We start from the raw sequence: 17700 nt of genomic DNA, 5'->3' as shown, positions 1-17700 counted from the left end.
CGCAATTTGTCGCCAGGACTATGTCCTGGTTCTCTCCGCTCGAAGCAAATTTCTTTGCCAGGTGTTGACCCCGGGGTCGTGTCAGTTCAGATATACGGGTAAAGTTCCGGCAAGTTACAAAAAATCGATTTATACAGTCGGGATTTACCACAATTTGTGCCGTCAAAGCACAAAAGAACAGGCAGCCGCCGTGGACTGATTAAGGCATTGTAATATCACAACTTAGTCCAGATGACGATCAAAGCAAAGCCAGCCGGAATTTTGCCTGAAAAAAAAGATATTGGAGAGATTTCTGAGGAGAAGCCTATTTTAGCAACATCTTTTCACCCGAACCGCTCACCCGGAAGAATTTCCCATCCTCCCAAAGCAGGGCTTCAAGCGAATAAATATCCTCAAAAGGTACATCTATAGCAAACACGCGGTTTTCAAATAGCCCCATGACGCTGTCAACCTGAGTGTGCCCGACAACAACGGCTGAAACACCAAAATAGGAGAGGATGCTGTCAATTCCGTCAGGAGTAGCCATCGCGTAATCATCATCCATTGCGTAATGAAAACCACGGTACCAAAAGGGGCCTTCGCCGCCGAAAAGGAACCGAGCCGGTTGGTCGAAAGCCAACTGTGAGGAGCGTAGATCGAAACCGCGACAGGTCTCATCATTAATAGCCGCAATATCCAGACTGCGATTCAATAGCGAGGGTGATATGCCTCCGTGCACGAAAAGTATGTCGTTTATTTTGAGCAGAGTGGGCTGCCGCCGGAGCCATCGCCCGAGTTCCATGTCGGGTCCGAAGAGGTCTTCGTGTTTGATTCTCGTCTTGCGACAGATTCCCTCGATGTACTTATCATTTACATATCTGTTGTCGCCGCGCATCACCATCAACTCATGATTGCCCAGAACAAAGTGCACTTCGCCCTCCGCCGCTCTCGCCTGCTGCTGAAGGCCATAAACCAGCCACAGACATTCCGTGACCATATCGCCGCGATCGAATATGTCGCCATCGATAACCAGGTGACCATCTCCCCAACTCCAGCGAAGGTTCTCATCGATGGCACCGCTCTTTTGAAGGATATCAACGAGATACTCATATTCGCCATGAATGTCGCTCAGAGCCATAATTCTTGAAGCTCCCTCAACAATTTGCGTCTCCGCCGGTCTGTCTCCGGTGGTAATCAGGTACTCCGTAAGGGAATCATCGCAAAAACCGCCGAAGCTCAGCGCCGTTCCGATAGTTACTGTCTGGCTGTCGACCGTTTCGTTACAATAATAGAGTATGGTGACAGTGGAATCGTCGTGCCAGTACACGTGGGGACCATCGTTGAAATTAGGAATTGTAGAGTCGCTGTTGTCGTCTGCGAAAACGCCCGATGTAAGTGCTAAGACGACTGATGCGAGAAAACAAGTAAAGGCTTTCATGACACTACCTCCGCGATGAAGAAACCCTGGCACAACTTAATGACAGCGCCAGGGTTCATCAACAAGAAATTGATTGGCAATGGCACGGAGAACCGGAAACTTCCCGGGCTAATCTCTTAGGTCACAACTCCAGCTCCATCTCATACTGCGAGGTGAAGCTCTCAAATCCCATCCTCTCAAGAAAGGCCAGCATGCCGCTATCGGAACGATCAACATTGACAAGATTTATCTGGGCGATATCGCGGTCAAAGTTGTCGACAAAATCTTTGAGCAGGTAGGTGGCTGTCCCCTGTCTACGGTATTCGGGTTTGACCACCAGCGTCACAATCCAATTCAGTAGAGGATAATAGCCAATCGCCCCGACTAACTCACCGTCCAGAAACGCCCCGTTTATGACAACATCGTCGGGAATTCTCTCTATCGAACTGAACATGTTCTCCCACGATGGCTGCCAGTCGGCGAATGGCGCCAGTTGCGCCACCCGGTCTTTGCGCAACGGCTTTATCTCAACAGACAGTTTCGGATTGGCCTCTACCGAAAATGTCTCCTTCTTCAGACCCAGACAATCGAACTCACGTGTGATTTTAAAGCCGCTTTTCTGATACGCTTTGATGGCCGGTTCGTTGACCTGAAGAACCTCAAGAAGGAATTTTGTCACTCCCCGTTGCTTTAGTTTCGGCACAGCCAGTTGGAACATCTCGGCGGCGAGACCACGACCGCGATAATCCGGCACAATGCCGGTGCCGGCATCGAAAGCCGCGAGCTTTCCCATCCACTCACTGATCCCAATCAGCGTGATCCCAACCATTCTCTCGCCATCGAACGCCCCCACGCTGTAATCCCATTCCACACCGTTCTTTGCCGCGCGATTAAATAGCCACGTTTCGGCCTTGCGTGTGGATTTCTGATAATAGTCGGCAAAGGCCTCATCGAAGGTTCCGGCAATCTGCGGAAACTTCTCTTCGGACAAAAATTCACAATGACAGGTCATTGATATCTCCCTGCGGGTTGGATTATCTCAGTCTATGGTTTATTAGACGAAAAACCGACGGAATTGTTCTGTTTACTGAATCAGCTGGCTCGGTTACTCTGGCCTGTGGAAAATAGAGATACCGATGTTAACGAAAAAAGAAAACGACGGCCGGTTCTTTCGAACCGACCGTCGAATTGCGGTTGGTCAAATGGTCAAAGGGGTTGCGGACTCTTGTGTATCGTTGTTTAGTTGTTGACAATTATCTCCGCACCGAGGGCCTGGGAACCGGTTCCGGACAAGAAGCCTTTGGCAAAGACGGTGTATATCTTACCTGCCTGGAGGGTTATACCCGGCAGGGGTAGAGCGACAGTCGCGGTACCGGCCACACGCACCTCAAGGTTGTAGGTACCGGCATCAAGCGGTGTGAAGCCAAGAAACTCCTTAAACGCGACATTGCCGAAAACCACCGCTCCGCCACCGGCTAAAGCAACATCAACCGACGGAGCATCGGGCGAAAGATGTACGAAACGCACATGTGCTTTGCCTGCGGCAGGCGCCGAGAGATCATCCACCAGAACCAGCGGCTCAATGTTTGCCACCGAGTTGACTGCGAAAACCGAGTAGTTGACATTAGGGCTGAGGTTCAAGTCGGCGTTGATCACAGTCGTAGTGGAATTAGCAACGTTGACTTTCACGTTTCGTGTACCTGAATTCAAGGCCACGTAACCGGTATTCTGTAGAAACTCCAAATCCTCAACCGCCGGGGCTCCATTGTCGACCACGATATCAACCCCGGGAGCATCGGGCGACGCGTGGACTATAATGACATTGGCAGTCGGCGCGGGGGTGCTGAGCACCGGATTGCTGTCGTCGTCGTCACTGCACGAGACGGTTAATATAGGGACAGCTAGCAGCATCCCAACCAGGGGCAAATGGCGTAAGTGTTTTCTCATTGTTATCTCCTATTCTTCTTGTTTGTTTACTACCTTGGTTTTGTCATTCGAACCGATTAAGCTCTGGAAGCGGACGGCATCCAGCGGCGCTGGATAGCCTTCCACTGCATCGCCTGGTAAAGAGCTGAAATACCGACCAACGAGTAGACAATATTCGCAAGGAGTGAACCGCTGCCAAAAATGGTCGCCACCAGATCAAATTTCAAGATCCCAACCAGTCCCCAATTCAAACCGCCGACTACCAGCAGCACTGCTACGATTACATCCATACTCTTCATTTCATTTCTCCTTTGTTCTTAGGTTTCTCGTTTTGTTTAGACTATACAACCAGAAACCGTACCAAATTTGTTCCATTTTTGTATAAATTTTGTATGTTTTTGGGGGCGCGACGGCTCGCGTAGGCGCAAACGACTATACAACAACAGGTTCTATCTGTCCAAAGATACCGGCCGACTATTAAAAAGTTGATATTATGGAAACAAATTAGACATTTCAGATGTTGATAAGTTAAACAAAATATTAACATAGGGCAGAGAGTTCGATGGAACATAAACACACAATAAGAGTGGTTGCGAAAAAAACGGGCCTCTCCCCACAATTAATAAGGATGTGGGAGCGAAGGTATGGGGCGGTGACGCCGGATCGAACCGAATCGGGCAGAAGGTTGTACACCGACAGCGATATTCTTCGTTTATCTTTGTTGAGACAAGCGACCGCCGCGGGTGAAACTATCAGCCAGGTAGCGCGATTGACCGACGAGGAACTTTCGGAATTGCTCGATAGTAACGGACCGCTGACGCAGACGCCTGCCATTGGAATGCCAAACGAGAAATCGGCCGATGACTATATCAACGCCGGTCAGCGTGCCATTTTTGATTTTGACTCGGCTTCTCTGGAGACAACCTTGCTTGCCGCTTCTACTGACCTCGGACAAGCGGCTTTCCTGGAAAAGGTACTTGCCCCTTTATTGGAAAGGACGGGCGAGTCGTGGTTTAGCGGCGATCTCAAAATAGCGCACGAACATCTGGCATCATCGGTTATACGATCTTTGCTTGGCAGCATGGTGCTCTCGCAAAAGAGTGACCGTCGTTCTCCCCTGCTACTGACCACCACACCATCCGGTCAGCACCACGAGCTGGGGGCGCTGATCGCCTCGGTGATGGCAACATCGCTCGGATGGCGCTCGCTTTATCTGGGTCCGGATTTGCCCGCCGAGGAGATTGCATCATCGGTCAAGCAGAAACAAGCCAGTGCCGTGGCGCTGAGTGTAGTCTATCCCGGCGATGACCCTCGCCTTTTGCTGGAACTAAAAAAACTCCGTCGTTTATTGCCTGATAACGTAAGCCTGATAGCCGGGGGCAGAGCCTCCAATGCCCTCAAGCCGGTGCTTGATGAGATTGGCGCCGTCACGGTCACCGATCTGGCGGACTTTCGTCGGCGGCTAATTGAACTAAGAGAAAGCAGGAAGGTTTTTCATTGAGTGGTATTTACAGACATAAAGAGATAGATCATGAATCAGTTGCGAATTGATGAAAGAAGAGTTCGGGCGCTCAGAGAGGCTCCCCCGGCAGAAGGACCGGTTGCCTGCTTAATGTGTCGCGACCAGAGGGTTACCGACAATTGGGCACTCCTATTTGCGCAACAACGTGCCCTTGATTTGAAGCGCCCCATGATAGTAATTGGCGCTCCCAAGCTCGATTATCCCAGAATAAGCCGGCGACAACTCGCTTTCTCACTCGAGGGTCTCAAGCAGGTTGAAACCGAACTTCAGAAACTGAACATCACATTTTTCCTATCAGACGTTGATAAACCTTCCGAATTATTGAAATTGATCGGCATGATTCAGCCGGGTCTGCTGGTCACCGATTTTTCACCCCTGCGTGAAAGTCGCGCCTGGAAATCGTCTCTTGCCGATAAAGCAGTGCTGCCCTTATATGAAGTGGACGCACACAACATTGTCCCGGCCTGGATAGCCTCACCGAAGCAGGAGTATGCGGCCTATACTTTTCGCCCTAAAATCAATCGGCACATCAAAGAGCTTCTCACCGGGTTCCCGCAGTTAAAAAAACATCCGTATGCCGTGAGCACACCCGTGCCGCGACTATCGCGGGGACTCACACCGGCATACGACAGTGCTCTGTCGGATCCTGTATCGCTGCCGGGAGAAAAAAGGGCCAAAGCGACCCTGAACACATTCCTGAAAAAAAGGCTACCCGATTATCATCAGTATCGGAACGATGCCTCGATGAAAGTTCAATCGGATCTTTCCCCCTACCTGCACTTCGGTCAAATATCCTCCCAGCGGGTCGCTATCGAGACACAATTGCGCGCCACAGACATAAAATCGCAAGAGGCCTTTTTGGAGGAGCTCATTGTTCGGCGTGAGCTTGCCGACAATTTCTGTCTTTACAATGAGTCTTATGACTCTTTCGCAGGTTTCCCGGCCTGGGCCAGAGGATCTCTCGATGAACACCGGTCGGATCCACGCCCCTACCTCTACTCGCCCAATCAATTGGAGCGGGCACAAACCCATGATGAACTGTGGAACGCGGCACAGACAGAGATGGTAACGCGCGGCAAGATGCACGGTTACATGCGTATGTACTGGGCCAAAAAGATTCTTGAGTGGACCATCTCGCCCGAGAAGGCCCTGGATACCGCTATCTACCTAAACGACAAATATGAGCTTGACGGCTGCGACCCCAACGGTTACACTGGAATTGCGTGGTCGATAGGTGGCGTACATGACCGCCCGTGGTTCGAGCACGAGATTTTCGGCAAGGTACGCTACATGAGCTACAGCGGAGCAAACCGCAAATTTGACATAGTTACGTATATAAACCGCCACAAAACGGGGGCTGCCGGGTGAAAATATATACTTTGAGACGCGAACAAATAATAGCGCGGCCCATTGAGGAGGCGTTCTCGTTCTTCGAGCGCCCGGAAAATCTCGAGAAAATAACCCCATCCTCAGTCGGCTTTGTAATTCTGACTCCCGGACCAATTCCCATGCACCCCGGAGCGGTTCTGGACTATACTATCCGCCCGATGGGCTTTCCCATAAGATGGACCACTCTAATCACAAGTTACGATCCCCCTCACAGATTCACCGATGTTGCCCTTAAGGGGCCATACAGCTACTGGCACCACACTCACACTTTCGAAAAGACAACGCAGGGAACGATAATGCGCGACGAGGTTCGCTACGCCCTGCCATTGGGGTGGATCGGAAGGCTGGTCCGTCGGTTTTGGGTGAGGCGACAGCTGGACTACATTTTTGACTTTCGTGCGAAGGCAATTGAAGCGATATTCCGTAGCAGTTCGTCGCGTGAGGCGGGCGCCGATACGGCAGACAAAAAGGTAAAGGCTTCATGAAAGTACTTGTTCTGGGAGCATCGGGATATGTGGGACAAAGACTGGTCCCGTACCTTTTAACGAGGGGCCATAATGTGCGGTGCATGGTACGCGACCCCGGAAGCCTTACCGGTAACAGGAACGAAGTTTTTGCCGGGAATGCGCTCGATATTGATGCTTTGATGAGGGCGATGGGCGGTGTCGAGAAGGTCGTGTATCTCATCCACTCCATGCGCAGCCCCGACAAAAATTTCGAGCAGACGGATATGCAGATTGCGACTAATGTCGCCGAGGTGGCGCGGCATTACGGCATTAAGCAAATCGTTTATCTTGGAGCCCTCGGTGAGCGAACCGATCTGCAGACACCCCATCTTCGCAGCCGTCACCGCGTTGGCGATATACTCCGTTCAAGCGAAATTGCGGTCACCGAACTTCGGGCGGCCGTTATCGTGGGGAGCGGGTCGGCGTCATTTGAGATGATCAAGCATCTCGTTCAAAAACTACCGATCATGATCTGTCCCAGATGGGTGCAGGTCAAAACTCAACCGATAGCGATAGCCGATGTGCTTGATTACGTTGCCAGCAGTCTGACATTGCCTGACGCCCTCGGCCGAACAATCGACATCGGCGGAGCCGATATCCTCAGCTACCGTCAGATGCTGATAGATGTCGCGCGCATTCTCGGCCTGAAACGTCTTATCATCCCGGTGCCGGTCCTTACACCCTGGCTGTCGTCTCACTGGGTGAATCTCGTAACGCCGATAGAGGCCTCTCTGGCGAGAGCGTTGATCGAATCGGTAAGAAGTGAAACCGTCTGCTCAGACGATCTGGCGCGCCGTATTTTTCATGTCACCCCGATGAATTTCAAACAGGCTGCTCGCGCGGCACTTGAAAAAGAAGACCTTCAGTCTCTGGGCATAAACACCGGGGTCACGGCTTGAGTCGCATCGCTATTTGTTTCGACACTACAAGGGTGGAATAGAATTATGGCGAGAATAAGAGGCAAGAAAGACGCTCCCATCCGAATCGGTATCAGCACCTGTCTTCTTGGCCAGAAGGTGCGGTTCGATGGCGGGCACAAACGAGACCGCTTCATCACCGATCTTCTCGGCGAATATTTTGAATTCATTCCCATCTGTCCGGAAGTGGACATTGGCATGGGCGTGCCACGCGAGGCGGTGCATCTGGCGGGAATACCCGATGCCCCCAGAATGGTTGGCGGCCGCACCGGCAAGGACTGGACGCAGGCTATGAATCAGTACAGCGCCAGAAAAGCAAGACAGATAGAAAAGTACAGGCTGTCCGGCTACATCCTCAAAGCTAAATCCCCAAGTTGCGGAATGGAAAGGGTGAAATTGTACACTCTCGACGGTAAGGCAACCGACCAACGCACAATCGGTCTTTACGCCCGCCACCTGCTGGAGCGCCATCCTCTACTGCCTGTGGAAGAGGAGGGTAGGCTCAACGATGCGGTCTTGCGGGAGAACTTTATAATCAGAGTCTTCGCCTATAGCCGCCTGCAGAGTCTTTTCTCCAATGGCTACAAGAGAGCCGATGTGGTCAGGTTTCATACCATACACAAATATCTTCTTCTGGCTCACAGCCCGAAACATTATCAGTTGCTCGGAAAACTTGTGGCCTCGGTCAAGCACATGACTCCATCAGATTTTTGCGATCAGTACAGCGCTCTGTTCCTGGAAGGGCTTAAATTCAAGTCAACTACCGCCAAGAACACAAATGTGCTTATGCATATGGCCGGGTTTATAAAAAATGTCGCTGACAACGATGACAGGCAAAGACTCCACCAGGTAATCGAGGACTACCACAAACAGCTTGTCCCGCTGATTGTCCCCATTACTCTGTTGAGACATTTCGTTGAAAAATTCCAAATCGAATACCTGACCGACCAGATTTACCTCAACCCGCACCCCAAAGAGATGATGCTCCGAAATCACGTTTGACGTCACAACCCTTTGCCGCACAGTCAGTTGTCATGACAGCAGGGGCCGTCCACTCCACTTTGACACCACAGCATCTTGTTTGAACGCATCCTGAAGTTCCAGCGTCAATAAGCCAGACACCAAATTTCGTGGCTCTGCGGCCGGCTTCAGGCTGCCGGCCGGCAGACTCACTCAACCGTCATCGAGAAAGGAATTCCAGCTTATGAAGCGCTCCGTTTTACCGCTGCTATTGATATGGTCGCTTGCCTGCTGCGTTTTCGGACAGACTGCCTCTCAACAAATCATCGATCCTGTCAGAATCTCACAACTGACCGATAGAATGTACATCATCACCACCGTGGGAGGCCCTGAATTCAACCTGCCTCCCTACGGCACCAACCTTGTCACTTCGGTGGGCCCGGATGGCATTCTTATGGTGGACGCCGGTTTCGTTTCTACCGGCCAGAAATTATCGGACACCATAAAAACACTCGGTAATGGCAATCTGAAACTGATCATCAATACCCATTACCACGGTGACCATGTACCCGGGAATCACTTCTTTGCCGATCGCGCCGTAACGCTTGCCCATGCCGGCGTTCTGGACAGGCTCAATGGCAAGTTCTTCAATCTCGGAGGAACACCCAGCCCCGATCGTCCGAACATCGGATTCTATGATTCCCTGTCGCTTCAGTTCAACGGCGAAGAGATCCGCGTGGTGCATACGGCCGGTTGCCACACCGACGGTGACGCTTATGTTTACTTCGTTGGCTCAAAAGTTGTCGCCGCGGGCGACTTGTTCTTTTCCGACGAAATCCCTTACGTGGACCTGCCGGCTCGCGGAACCGTGACGGGATATGTGACGCAGATAAAGAAATTCATGGATGACTTTCCCGATGATGTCGTTTTCGTCCCGGGTCACGGTCGCAACTACACCAAAGCGGATCTTCGGGAGTACTATGATATGCTGACCGGCACCGTAGGCGCGGTACGGCAAGCCATTGCCGAAGGCAAAACACTTCAGCAGATGCTTGACGACAGTGTTCTCGCGGATTGGTCCTCCTTCAACGGCACGTTCCCCACCACCAGCCTGGCGGCTTGGACACAAACAGTGTATGCCGAGGAATCGGGATGGACGGACGGTAAGCCATCAATCTGCGCGCCAGTCACGAAAGCGCTTGCCGACGGAACGATCGATGACGCGATAGAATGTTATTCGCGCCTGAAATCTACAGAGCCGGACAAATACGATTTCGGTGAAGCTCACCTTAACGTACTCGGATACCAGTTGCTTATGCGTCAGCGAATAAATGATGCCATAGAGATCTTCAAGTTGAACGTTCAGGCCTATCCTCAGTCGTTCAACGTGTACGATAGTTACGGCGAGGCGCTGCTGCTCGCGGGTGACACGGCTCAGTCCATAGTCAATTACGAAAAATCACTCGAGCTCAACCCCGATAACACGAACGCCACCGAGGTGCTCAAGACATTGCGTTGAGAGATATTCAGTTACTCTAATGACCTGCGCCTGGACGCGTCCCGATGCGGCGGTCAAAATTCGACTTGCACCGCCGCCGGGATTCCTTACCTTTGTATCTCATGACAGATGAGATCTACCCGAAAGGAGTAATGGCTAAATTATGAGGACAATGTTGTCTCTGCTGTTTTGCTCTCTGCTGCTTGCAGGTTCTATACCACAGGCGCAGGAGTCGGAAGATTTCCGGTTGGAGCAACTCGTTGAATGGATGACCGGCTCTTTCAGCAGCCGCGAACAGTCTCTCGCCGATTCCAATTTCTATGACATTCGACTGCACATGGTGCCGATCTGGCCCGATCGTGAAGACGGCGCCTGGCTCTATGTTGAGCAGGCCGCAGCGACCAATCTCGATGAGCCGTATCGTCAGAGAATCTATCACCTTGTCCTGCGGTACGACGGTACCTTTGTTTCCGAAGTATACACTTTCGAGGAGCCGCTCCGCTTCGCCGGCGCCTGGAAAGAACCGTTCCGTCTCAACGTTCTTTCTCCGGATTCATTGACCGAAAGGGCGGGCTGCTCTATTTACCTTCAACTCGAAAACGAAACGGCTTTCGTGGGAAGCACCCGAGACACCGACTGCGAGAGCGATCTGCGTGGAGCCTCCTATGCCACTTCGGAGGTGAAGATCACCGAGTCGGCGCTTTACAGCTGGGACCGCGGCTTTGACGCTGAAGGCAACCAGGTCTGGGGCGCCCGAACCGGCGGCTATATTTTCAAGAAGATACGATAGCGACTGAACCTTCGATCGGCGAAGCGATCGTCCAACTCCATCAACGCACGATAATGCTAACGGCGCTTGCCCTGCGAGCCGTAATCGTCATCGTAGTCATGTTTTGATTTGCGTCTTTCTTTTCCTTTCTGATGTCTTTCGAAGGTAGCGTCACAGTCCAGACAGCATATCAGTGTCTCACGGTCGCTGGTTGAATCGGCAACCTGAAGGTTACGGGAACCGCATCTGGGACACTTGAACATCCGCAGTTCCTGTTTCATTGTTGAATCTCCTCGTTCGATATTCTCTTACGTATGGTTATTTTGTGTATTATCCGCATCATCATCGGAACCGTCATCTATCGCAAATGGCACGAGCTGACGGCTTATAGACATACGTTTCAAAACAGCATATCCCATAAGCTGAATCATTACCGGCAACCGGACTTCGGCCGGTCCCCTCAGCGAGGCCAGCATGGCGGCTGTAAGCATTCTCATTATCGCCGATACCACAAACAGTATGTGGTAGTTGACCAGTACCTGTGCCCCAACGACTATAGCCATCTCGGCATAAACGTCGGCAATGAATCCGGCCAATACAGAACCTATGAAAAAGGCAATGCCGGTCACCACCGCGAACATGGCCAGATATGCCGGACGCTTTTCCCTCGGACTCTTGTCGAGCGGGATCGTAAACGCGGCCAGGTTGAAGCCGGTCCAGCACAAACCCGAGTATATCGCTTCCGGAATCAGCACCCACAGATAATCTGCCCTGGGGAAAAGCCAGATGAGCGGTATCATACTTATGCCAGCCGCGCAGGCAGTCAGAACAGCTCGGGGCCCGAAACGGTCAATTACCTTTCCCCAAGGACGGTTGGTCGCGATGGCCACGATAGTCGCGGCCGCCGAATAAAGTCCAATCTGGAAAAAACTCATTTTGAGATTGAGCAGCATGTGGGGAGCAAAAAAGCCGGCCGACAGACCGATGGAGAGATTCCAGGAGAAAAAGACCTTGAGAAGGCTTCGAAATTTTTTATCGGACAGCGGCCGAAGCATCTCCTGGAGATCGTATCTTGAGGGCTCGATCGGTTTGCTGGAATCGGGCAATCGCTTCATTACCCGCAATGCCCAGAAACCGGTCATCAAAGCGAGGGCCAACAAAAGACCATAGCCCGAAGCATCCTTGTCGCGAACCACAAACAGATCCAGAGCGACACTCCCACCCACTGTGGCTATGAGAGTTGAGATCGCGATCACGGCGCTTCGCGTCCCGAAGAATCTCCCCCGAATTCTGCGCGGGACAATATCAGCCATCCAGGAAAACCACGACGGCGTTGCTGCCATAGTCGCAATACTCGAAACCAGAAGAACCGCGAACAGAAGATACAAACGCCACGCCCCCGGAAAAAACAGGGCGGGTATTAGCGGCAACCAAACCAAGCGACCTATTGTAAGACCCAGGACCGTGATGCCTTTGCGTCCACCCAGAAATGGCATCAGCCAGGGAGAAAGAAGTTGTGCGATCTGAGCGATAAAAGGCAATGCCGTCACGAGACCTATTTCGAAATCCGAGGCGCCAAGAAACAGCGCCAGACCGGTAAGAAATGCACCCCCGGTCAGAGATATGAAAACCTGCGCATATGCCGCCTCGCGAGAAACGTACCGCAGTTGTAAGCGACTATTGGGCTTGGGGGTGCCGGAAGAACTTGTGCCGGCTCCGCTTCCGTTGACAATCATTTGAGGCCTCTGCCAAACCTAGCTAATCAACTACCTGGCTTTCTCGTGGCGCTCGGGAGCAGAACCCCGGACTCCACGTTAACAAGCTCAACAACCTCCGGTAGCGGCTTTATGAAATTCTGACGAAGGCTGTAAGTGTAGGCTCCCTGATTGGGAACCAGCAGAACATCTCCAACCTGAACATCATCGCCAAAGCACGTATATCCCCATATGTCATGCGGAGTACAAAGCGACCCCGCAATCAGACATTCTTTCTCGGATAGCGATGGTCGGGAGAGATTAATGATCGGGAAATAGTCGGATTCAAACCGCTCCCAGCCTACGGCATGGGTGCCGCCGTCGGTGATAATCACATCGGCCGCCTTGCGGTCCACTACCGTCAGCAGGATGTGCATCGCCTCGTTGGACAGCCATCTTCCCGGTTCCGTGTAAACCGTGTATGACATATCATCGGGAATCTGTTTCTTCAGGGCCTGCGCGATGTGGTTGGCGAAGTCATCGATTGTCACCGATGCGTACTTGTAGTGGTCCGATGTATTGCCGGATGTCTGAAGAAGCGTCTGACGCAGCACTCCTTCAGGAGTAGCCGCGGCTTGCAGCCATTCTCCCTGCGGCGGCCAGTACCCTCCGCCAATATCAAGAAACTTGATCGCCTGTCTGTAACTTCTCTCGAGGCCGCGAAGCGCTGAGCCGAGACTGACTATGAAGACCACGTACTTATCGGGATTGAGATTCCAGCTAAGATGAAACTGCAGCCCTGACAGCTCTACATGCCGGCATTTGTCGGCCTCGGCGAAAAACCGCGATAACTGTGAAAGCGGAATTCCGAATTTCCGCCAGATACCGCTCTCATCGGTAGTCAGACGAACACCAGCCCTGATTGACTTGCCCTGACCGACAGCTACCTTTTCAAGCTTCTGCAGCTCGCCGAAACTGTCCATCAAAACCGTGACGCGCTGATTGTTTTGAACCGCCAGGTGAAGCTCGGAGTCCATCTTACCGGGTCCGCTGAAAATGATTTCCTCAGCGTCGGTTTCCAGAGCCGCTCCCAATTCCAGTCCGCTCGATACATCAAGTCCGCAGCCGGCACGCACTACGGCCCGCGCCACCGCGGGATGGCTGTTGCTCTTGACCGCATAGAACACCTTCACGCTCGATAAAACGCTCGCGAAAGCCGTCTTGAACTGGCGGGCACGATTCAGCAGGGCGGCCTCGTCCAAAACATAGAGTGGAGATCCGTGCTTCAGGACAGTCTCGAGAAATGATTGGCGTCTGTCTATGAAGCTACTGACAAAACTCCGTAGCTCGCCGCTGTCAAGTTGTGGTGTTTGCCTCTTGAGCAGCCCGGCTATCTTCATCGCTTCTTCCGGGTTTCTTGTCATCATAATGTCTCGTCATTCGCACTTTGAGTTTTGCCGCGATCTCCCCTCCCTCCAAATCGAAATTCGATATTGAGTCCGGCTGAAATATCACGTGCCCGAGAATCCACGTATCATAATCCTTCGGCGGCAACGTTATGCCATCACCTGCCAGTCTTTTGAAATAAACTTCCTGAACCCGCCGATCCTTTTCAATACGGCTGCTATCCATCTTTTTTATCACGCCGCCTTTATCGGCGAACAGACGCAGGCCAACAAGCTGCTTCCACAGCGGCGCCTCGGGAACAATCAGCGGACGCTGTTCAGCAACATCAAGAGCCACGCCGAGCATATCAAGTCCGCAACTCTGCTTAATGAGATACGGCAGACAGTCGCCGCCGATCCGCGGGGTCAGTTCCAAGAGAAACACCCGGCCGTTGCGCACGATAAAATCCGCCATAAAGAGCGACCGCCTCAATCCCAGCGACCGCCCGGCTATGAAAAGGATATCTCTGAGCTCAGCCTCACTCACTTTTTCGGGCATCCGACCAGGGACCAGATAGGCCATAGTTATTCCAAAGGGCGGAGCCGGACGGGGCAGTTTCTCGGCAAACCTGATAATTACAACTTCGTCACCGTCGATAAAGACGTCGCAACTGTACTCACTTCCCGCCACGAATTCTTCGGCCACAATCTCCTGCGGCGCTCCCGACTGCCGCCCCTCGATCACTACGGGCATAAACATCGGCAAATCGATCCGTTCGCGCAGACCTTTATCGACAACTTGATACATCCTCGATGCCGTCGCGGGGTCTTCGCATACAAATGTCAATTCGCTGCCGCTACCGGACAGCGGCTTCAAGACGACCGGGGCATTGACCTCGGAAGCGAACCCGGCTGCCTGTTGCGGTGAAGATACAATCGATGCCCGCGGGCAGAGCAGACCCGCGTCCAGCCACCGCTGTTTAGAGGCCATCTTGTTACGACAAAGGGCGACTGATTCGGCGGAAGGATACTCGAGTGCGAAATGTCTGGCGATCTCCGCGGCCAGCACCAGCCACTCGCAATCATAGCAGGCTACACCTCGGAGCTTGATATTCCATTGCTCCAGGTGACGCTCGATCGACCGAATCACTCTCTTGGTTACGGAAAGGTCCAGAAGAATTTGAGTGCGGCTATCCAGTTCGGGCATCTCGCGACGCACCGCCTGTGACTTATCGGTGACAAACAGCACCCGACCGGGAAAGCGCTCGCCGAGCATGGCTATATAGTCGGCGGTGGTGCCGACTACCAGCGTGCGAAAGTCAGTCATGTTACATGCTCCTGACGCTCGCGCCCGCGGTCGCTGTCTTCCACGACAGACTGTCCACCGTCTCTATCGCGACTTCCGCTCTAACATCATTAGCCAGCAGATACAGCGGCTGGGGTGTCAGATGGAACTGCGGCTTCCAGTTGAAATCGCCACAGAGAAAATCCACGCGATCAAACCGCTTCTCGCAAGACCAACTCATGTGATGAATGTTGATCAGTTTGGCGATGCCACGAAACTCCTGGTTGGTCCCGCCCGCCAGAAGCGTATAGGTACCATTATAGGTGCTTCCCATATCAATAGCGGCCGGTCTGCCTTCAACCAGCACCGTCGTGATTCGCAGCCAGCCCCTCGCTTTGAGCAGGCCCAACAGGCTGCGGAAACTCCTGAGAAATCTCGGATCGAAAAAGTACGAATCCTCGCCGTACGACTGCAAGCTCATGGCAACCAGAGTCTCGAAATCGGCCATGTCATCGTACCGGTACGAGACCCCCCGCGACTCCCACTCGATCAGCTCTCTCTTCAGCCGCTTGGCCGTCTTGTGGGAGAACTCCTCGAAATACTTCTGCATATCGAAATCGTACTTCGGGGGCAAAAAGAAATAACCGACCTCGTCAACTACCGGAGAATTTCCCAGAAGATTCCCCGACTGACGTACATAGCGAATGTTGTAACTGTCCCCGGCGCGCGCCAGCAAACGTTTCATGATATACCTGTCACCGGCAATTATGCGGTTCTGCTCCAGCCAGGTCTTCCCGTGCCAGGTCTCGCCCGGAAAATATTGGAGCGACCCGGTTTCTTCGTTGAAAGCCAGCGGAAGAAGACCGCAAATCTCGCCGCCATCATGACAGACGACAAAGTGCGGACGGTGATTGTAGTGCCTGTGAAAAGCACCGCGCACATCCCACAGATCCGAAAGAAATTCCTGCGGCATCGCCTTACGCCAGATATCCTGGCACTCGTCAATATCCGAAACAACCGATATCCGGCGCATCGTTATTTCCTCAGGTTCACATGCGTGAGGCAGTGCGAACCGCCGAAAAACTCGGTGGCGAATTTCTCAACCACCGCCGGATCGTAGGGTTTGCAACTGAATACATCCAGGTAGGTCACGTTGCTCTGGTTTGCAAAGTGAGCCGAAATCAACGATGTTTCAATGAGCTGAACCATGGAAAAGCCGGCCACGCGCTCGTCCTCCCCGAAATTCACAACTTGACACTCGCCGAATCGTTTCATGGCTATCAGATCGCACAGCTCGTATACGAATTGTTTTATCTTGTCCGCATCTCGAATCGTATCGGGATTGCAGTCATAGATATCGAAACTGCACGCCAGACCCCAGGCGTTTTCAACATCGTGGGCGCTTACGTTACCCAGTTCATTGTAGGCAGTGAGCCGGCTTACTGCACCTTCAGCGGCCTGCCCCGGTTTGAAGACTGTTTTCACTTTCTTTGTGTCTCCACAATTGATGTTCTCTTAGTAGCGCGAGCGGGGCTCCCCGAAGAAAACCGCCTCACCGCGCCGGTATTTTGGTCCGAGGTGCCCGGGGAAATTTCTCCCGCGCAAGCTCAGACCTGGATCTAATAATAGTCTCGTGGCTTTGTTATCGCCCGAGTGCGACGGCAAAGACCCGTCGCGAGGATTCGTGGATCAGGACCGGTGCCTAATGCCGCTTCTTCCTCTTGTCCGGAATAGCCTCTTTGATAAACCGGGCCAAACTGGCGACAAACGCGCTCCTTAACGACATAAAAGGTTTGTCGACATCCTCACCCTCGGACGCGATGACCGCAAAAGAGTAGTAACCGGAAATGAAACCGGCTACGGCACACGCCAACCGGCGCAGCATCGGCCTGGGGATCGGCTGTGATATTGCTGAATCGACCAGATTCTCGATACAATTGAGGTAGTCTATGAACGGTGTCTCGATACCTTCATAGCTTTCAACCAACGTCAGATCGGCACGACCCAGGTAGAACAGCACAAAGTCTTCCCAACGCTGACTGAAGAACTCCAGATGGACCCCTATCATTGCATCAAGTACATCGGCCAACTCATTCTGATCATGGCATTTATTTTCAATGGCGGTCACCAGCTCGGCAAGCATCTCTTTTATGATCTCGCTGGCAAGATCGCCAATACTTTCAAAATGATAGTAAAACGTACCCCGGCCAACATCGGCCCGTTTGGTGATGTCGTCGACAGTGGTTCGATCGATACCCTTCTCGACAAACACCGCCCGGGCGGCCTCGATTAACTTGGCCCGGGTCCGGTTGAAGCGACGCTGGTGACGCGACTGCCCCCGCCTCGCTTTCAATTTGCTTTCTACCAAAACAGCTTCCATTTCGGACTATATCGTCGTTTTCGACATTATCGTCATATTTGACGTAAACATCAGCTATTTTTTTTTGTTCCGC

At 52.5% G+C, this 17700-nt stretch carries 18 protein-coding genes; 7 read left to right on the top strand and 11 right to left on the bottom strand.

Translation table 11 applies throughout. The features are described 5' to 3' along the window. Positions 1–304 precede the first annotated feature (304 nt). The 4 genes from AB1483_02425 to AB1483_02410 form a co-directional block, all read right to left on the bottom strand. Positions 305–1417, bottom strand: coding sequence for a metallophosphoesterase (locus AB1483_02425; GenBank protein ID MEW6411310.1), 1113 nt, complete (start codon positions 1415–1417; stop codon positions 305–307). 121 nt (positions 1418–1538) lie between these two features. After that, on the bottom strand, positions 1539–2408 hold the full coding sequence (locus AB1483_02420) for a GNAT family N-acetyltransferase (protein MEW6411309.1): 870 nt from the start codon (positions 2406–2408) through the stop codon (positions 1539–1541). Between the two features lie 227 nt (positions 2409–2635). Continuing rightward, positions 2636–3343: a DUF4397 domain-containing protein gene (locus AB1483_02415; protein MEW6411308.1), complete on the bottom strand. Its 708-nt coding sequence runs from the start codon at positions 3341–3343 to the stop codon at positions 2636–2638. Between the two features lie 56 nt (positions 3344–3399). Beyond that, a complete protein-coding gene (locus tag AB1483_02410) occupies positions 3400–3621 on the bottom strand; it encodes a DUF378 domain-containing protein (GenBank protein MEW6411307.1) in 222 nt (73 codons plus the stop codon). A 263-nt stretch (positions 3622–3884) separates the two neighbouring features. Here AB1483_02410 and AB1483_02405 point away from each other — a divergent pair, with 263 nt between their 5' ends. The 7 genes from AB1483_02405 (at position 3885) to AB1483_02375 (ending at position 10904) form a co-directional block, all read left to right on the top strand. Next, positions 3885–4823 (top strand): MerR family transcriptional regulator, encoded by a 939-nt coding sequence (locus tag AB1483_02405; protein ID MEW6411306.1) that lies wholly within the window; start codon positions 3885–3887, stop codon positions 4821–4823. A 30-nt stretch (positions 4824–4853) separates the two neighbouring features. Continuing rightward, positions 4854–6212, top strand: coding sequence for a deoxyribodipyrimidine photo-lyase (locus AB1483_02400; protein MEW6411305.1), 1359 nt, complete (start codon positions 4854–4856; stop codon positions 6210–6212). Between the two features lie 11 nt (positions 6213–6223). Then, the gene (locus AB1483_02395; protein ID MEW6411304.1) at positions 6224–6718 is read left to right on the top strand and encodes an SRPBCC family protein; all 495 of its coding nucleotides are present in this window, start codon (positions 6224–6226) and stop codon (positions 6716–6718) included. Beyond that, positions 6715–7638, top strand: a complete 924-nt coding sequence (locus AB1483_02390; protein ID MEW6411303.1) for an NAD(P)H-binding protein — start codon at positions 6715–6717, stop codon at positions 7636–7638. The genes AB1483_02395 and AB1483_02390 overlap by 4 nt, the downstream gene beginning before the upstream one ends. 45 nt (positions 7639–7683) lie before the next feature. After that, positions 7684–8658 carry a DUF523 and DUF1722 domain-containing protein gene (locus tag AB1483_02385; GenBank protein MEW6411302.1) on the top strand — a complete coding sequence of 325 codons (975 nt, stop codon included), beginning with the start codon at positions 7684–7686 and terminating at the stop codon, positions 8656–8658. A gap of 202 nt (positions 8659–8860) precedes the next feature. Beyond that, the gene (locus tag AB1483_02380) at positions 8861–10135 is read left to right on the top strand and encodes an MBL fold metallo-hydrolase (GenBank protein MEW6411301.1); all 1275 of its coding nucleotides are present in this window, start codon (positions 8861–8863) and stop codon (positions 10133–10135) included. Positions 10136–10277: 142 nt separating this feature from the next. After that, positions 10278–10904, top strand: a complete 627-nt coding sequence (locus AB1483_02375; GenBank protein MEW6411300.1) for a chromophore lyase CpcT/CpeT — start codon at positions 10278–10280, stop codon at positions 10902–10904. Between the two features lie 56 nt (positions 10905–10960). Here AB1483_02375 and AB1483_02370 read toward each other — a convergent pair whose 3' ends face one another. The 7 genes from AB1483_02370 to AB1483_02340 form a co-directional block, all read right to left on the bottom strand. Further along, positions 10961–11164, bottom strand: a complete 204-nt coding sequence (locus tag AB1483_02370; GenBank protein MEW6411299.1) for a hypothetical protein — start codon at positions 11162–11164, stop codon at positions 10961–10963. Between the two features lie 27 nt (positions 11165–11191). Then, positions 11192–12619, bottom strand: a complete 1428-nt coding sequence (locus AB1483_02365; protein ID MEW6411298.1) for an MFS transporter — start codon at positions 12617–12619, stop codon at positions 11192–11194. Between the two features lie 26 nt (positions 12620–12645). Beyond that, the gene (locus tag AB1483_02360) at positions 12646–14004 is read right to left on the bottom strand and encodes an alanine racemase (GenBank protein ID MEW6411297.1); all 1359 of its coding nucleotides are present in this window, start codon (positions 14002–14004) and stop codon (positions 12646–12648) included. Next, positions 13934–15289, bottom strand: a complete 1356-nt coding sequence (locus tag AB1483_02355) for an ATP-grasp domain-containing protein (GenBank protein ID MEW6411296.1) — start codon at positions 15287–15289, stop codon at positions 13934–13936. The genes AB1483_02360 and AB1483_02355 overlap by 71 nt, the downstream gene beginning before the upstream one ends. A gap of 1 nt (position 15290) precedes the next feature. After that, positions 15291–16280, bottom strand: coding sequence for a GNAT family N-acetyltransferase (locus AB1483_02350; GenBank protein MEW6411295.1), 990 nt, complete (start codon positions 16278–16280; stop codon positions 15291–15293). Between the two features lie 2 nt (positions 16281–16282). Further along, positions 16283–16663, bottom strand: coding sequence for an S-adenosylmethionine decarboxylase (locus AB1483_02345; protein MEW6411294.1), 381 nt, complete (start codon positions 16661–16663; stop codon positions 16283–16285). A 286-nt stretch (positions 16664–16949) separates the two neighbouring features. Beyond that, on the bottom strand, positions 16950–17615 hold the full coding sequence (locus AB1483_02340; protein ID MEW6411293.1) for a TetR/AcrR family transcriptional regulator: 666 nt from the start codon (positions 17613–17615) through the stop codon (positions 16950–16952). Positions 17616–17700: the final 85 nt, after the last annotated feature.

This window comes from Candidatus Zixiibacteriota bacterium (genome assembly GCA_040756055.1).
Taxonomy (GTDB): Bacteria; Zixibacteria; MSB-5A5; order GN15; family FEB-12.
Note: the sequence above shows the minus strand (reverse complement) of the source record. Positions and strands in the feature narration are given on the sequence as shown.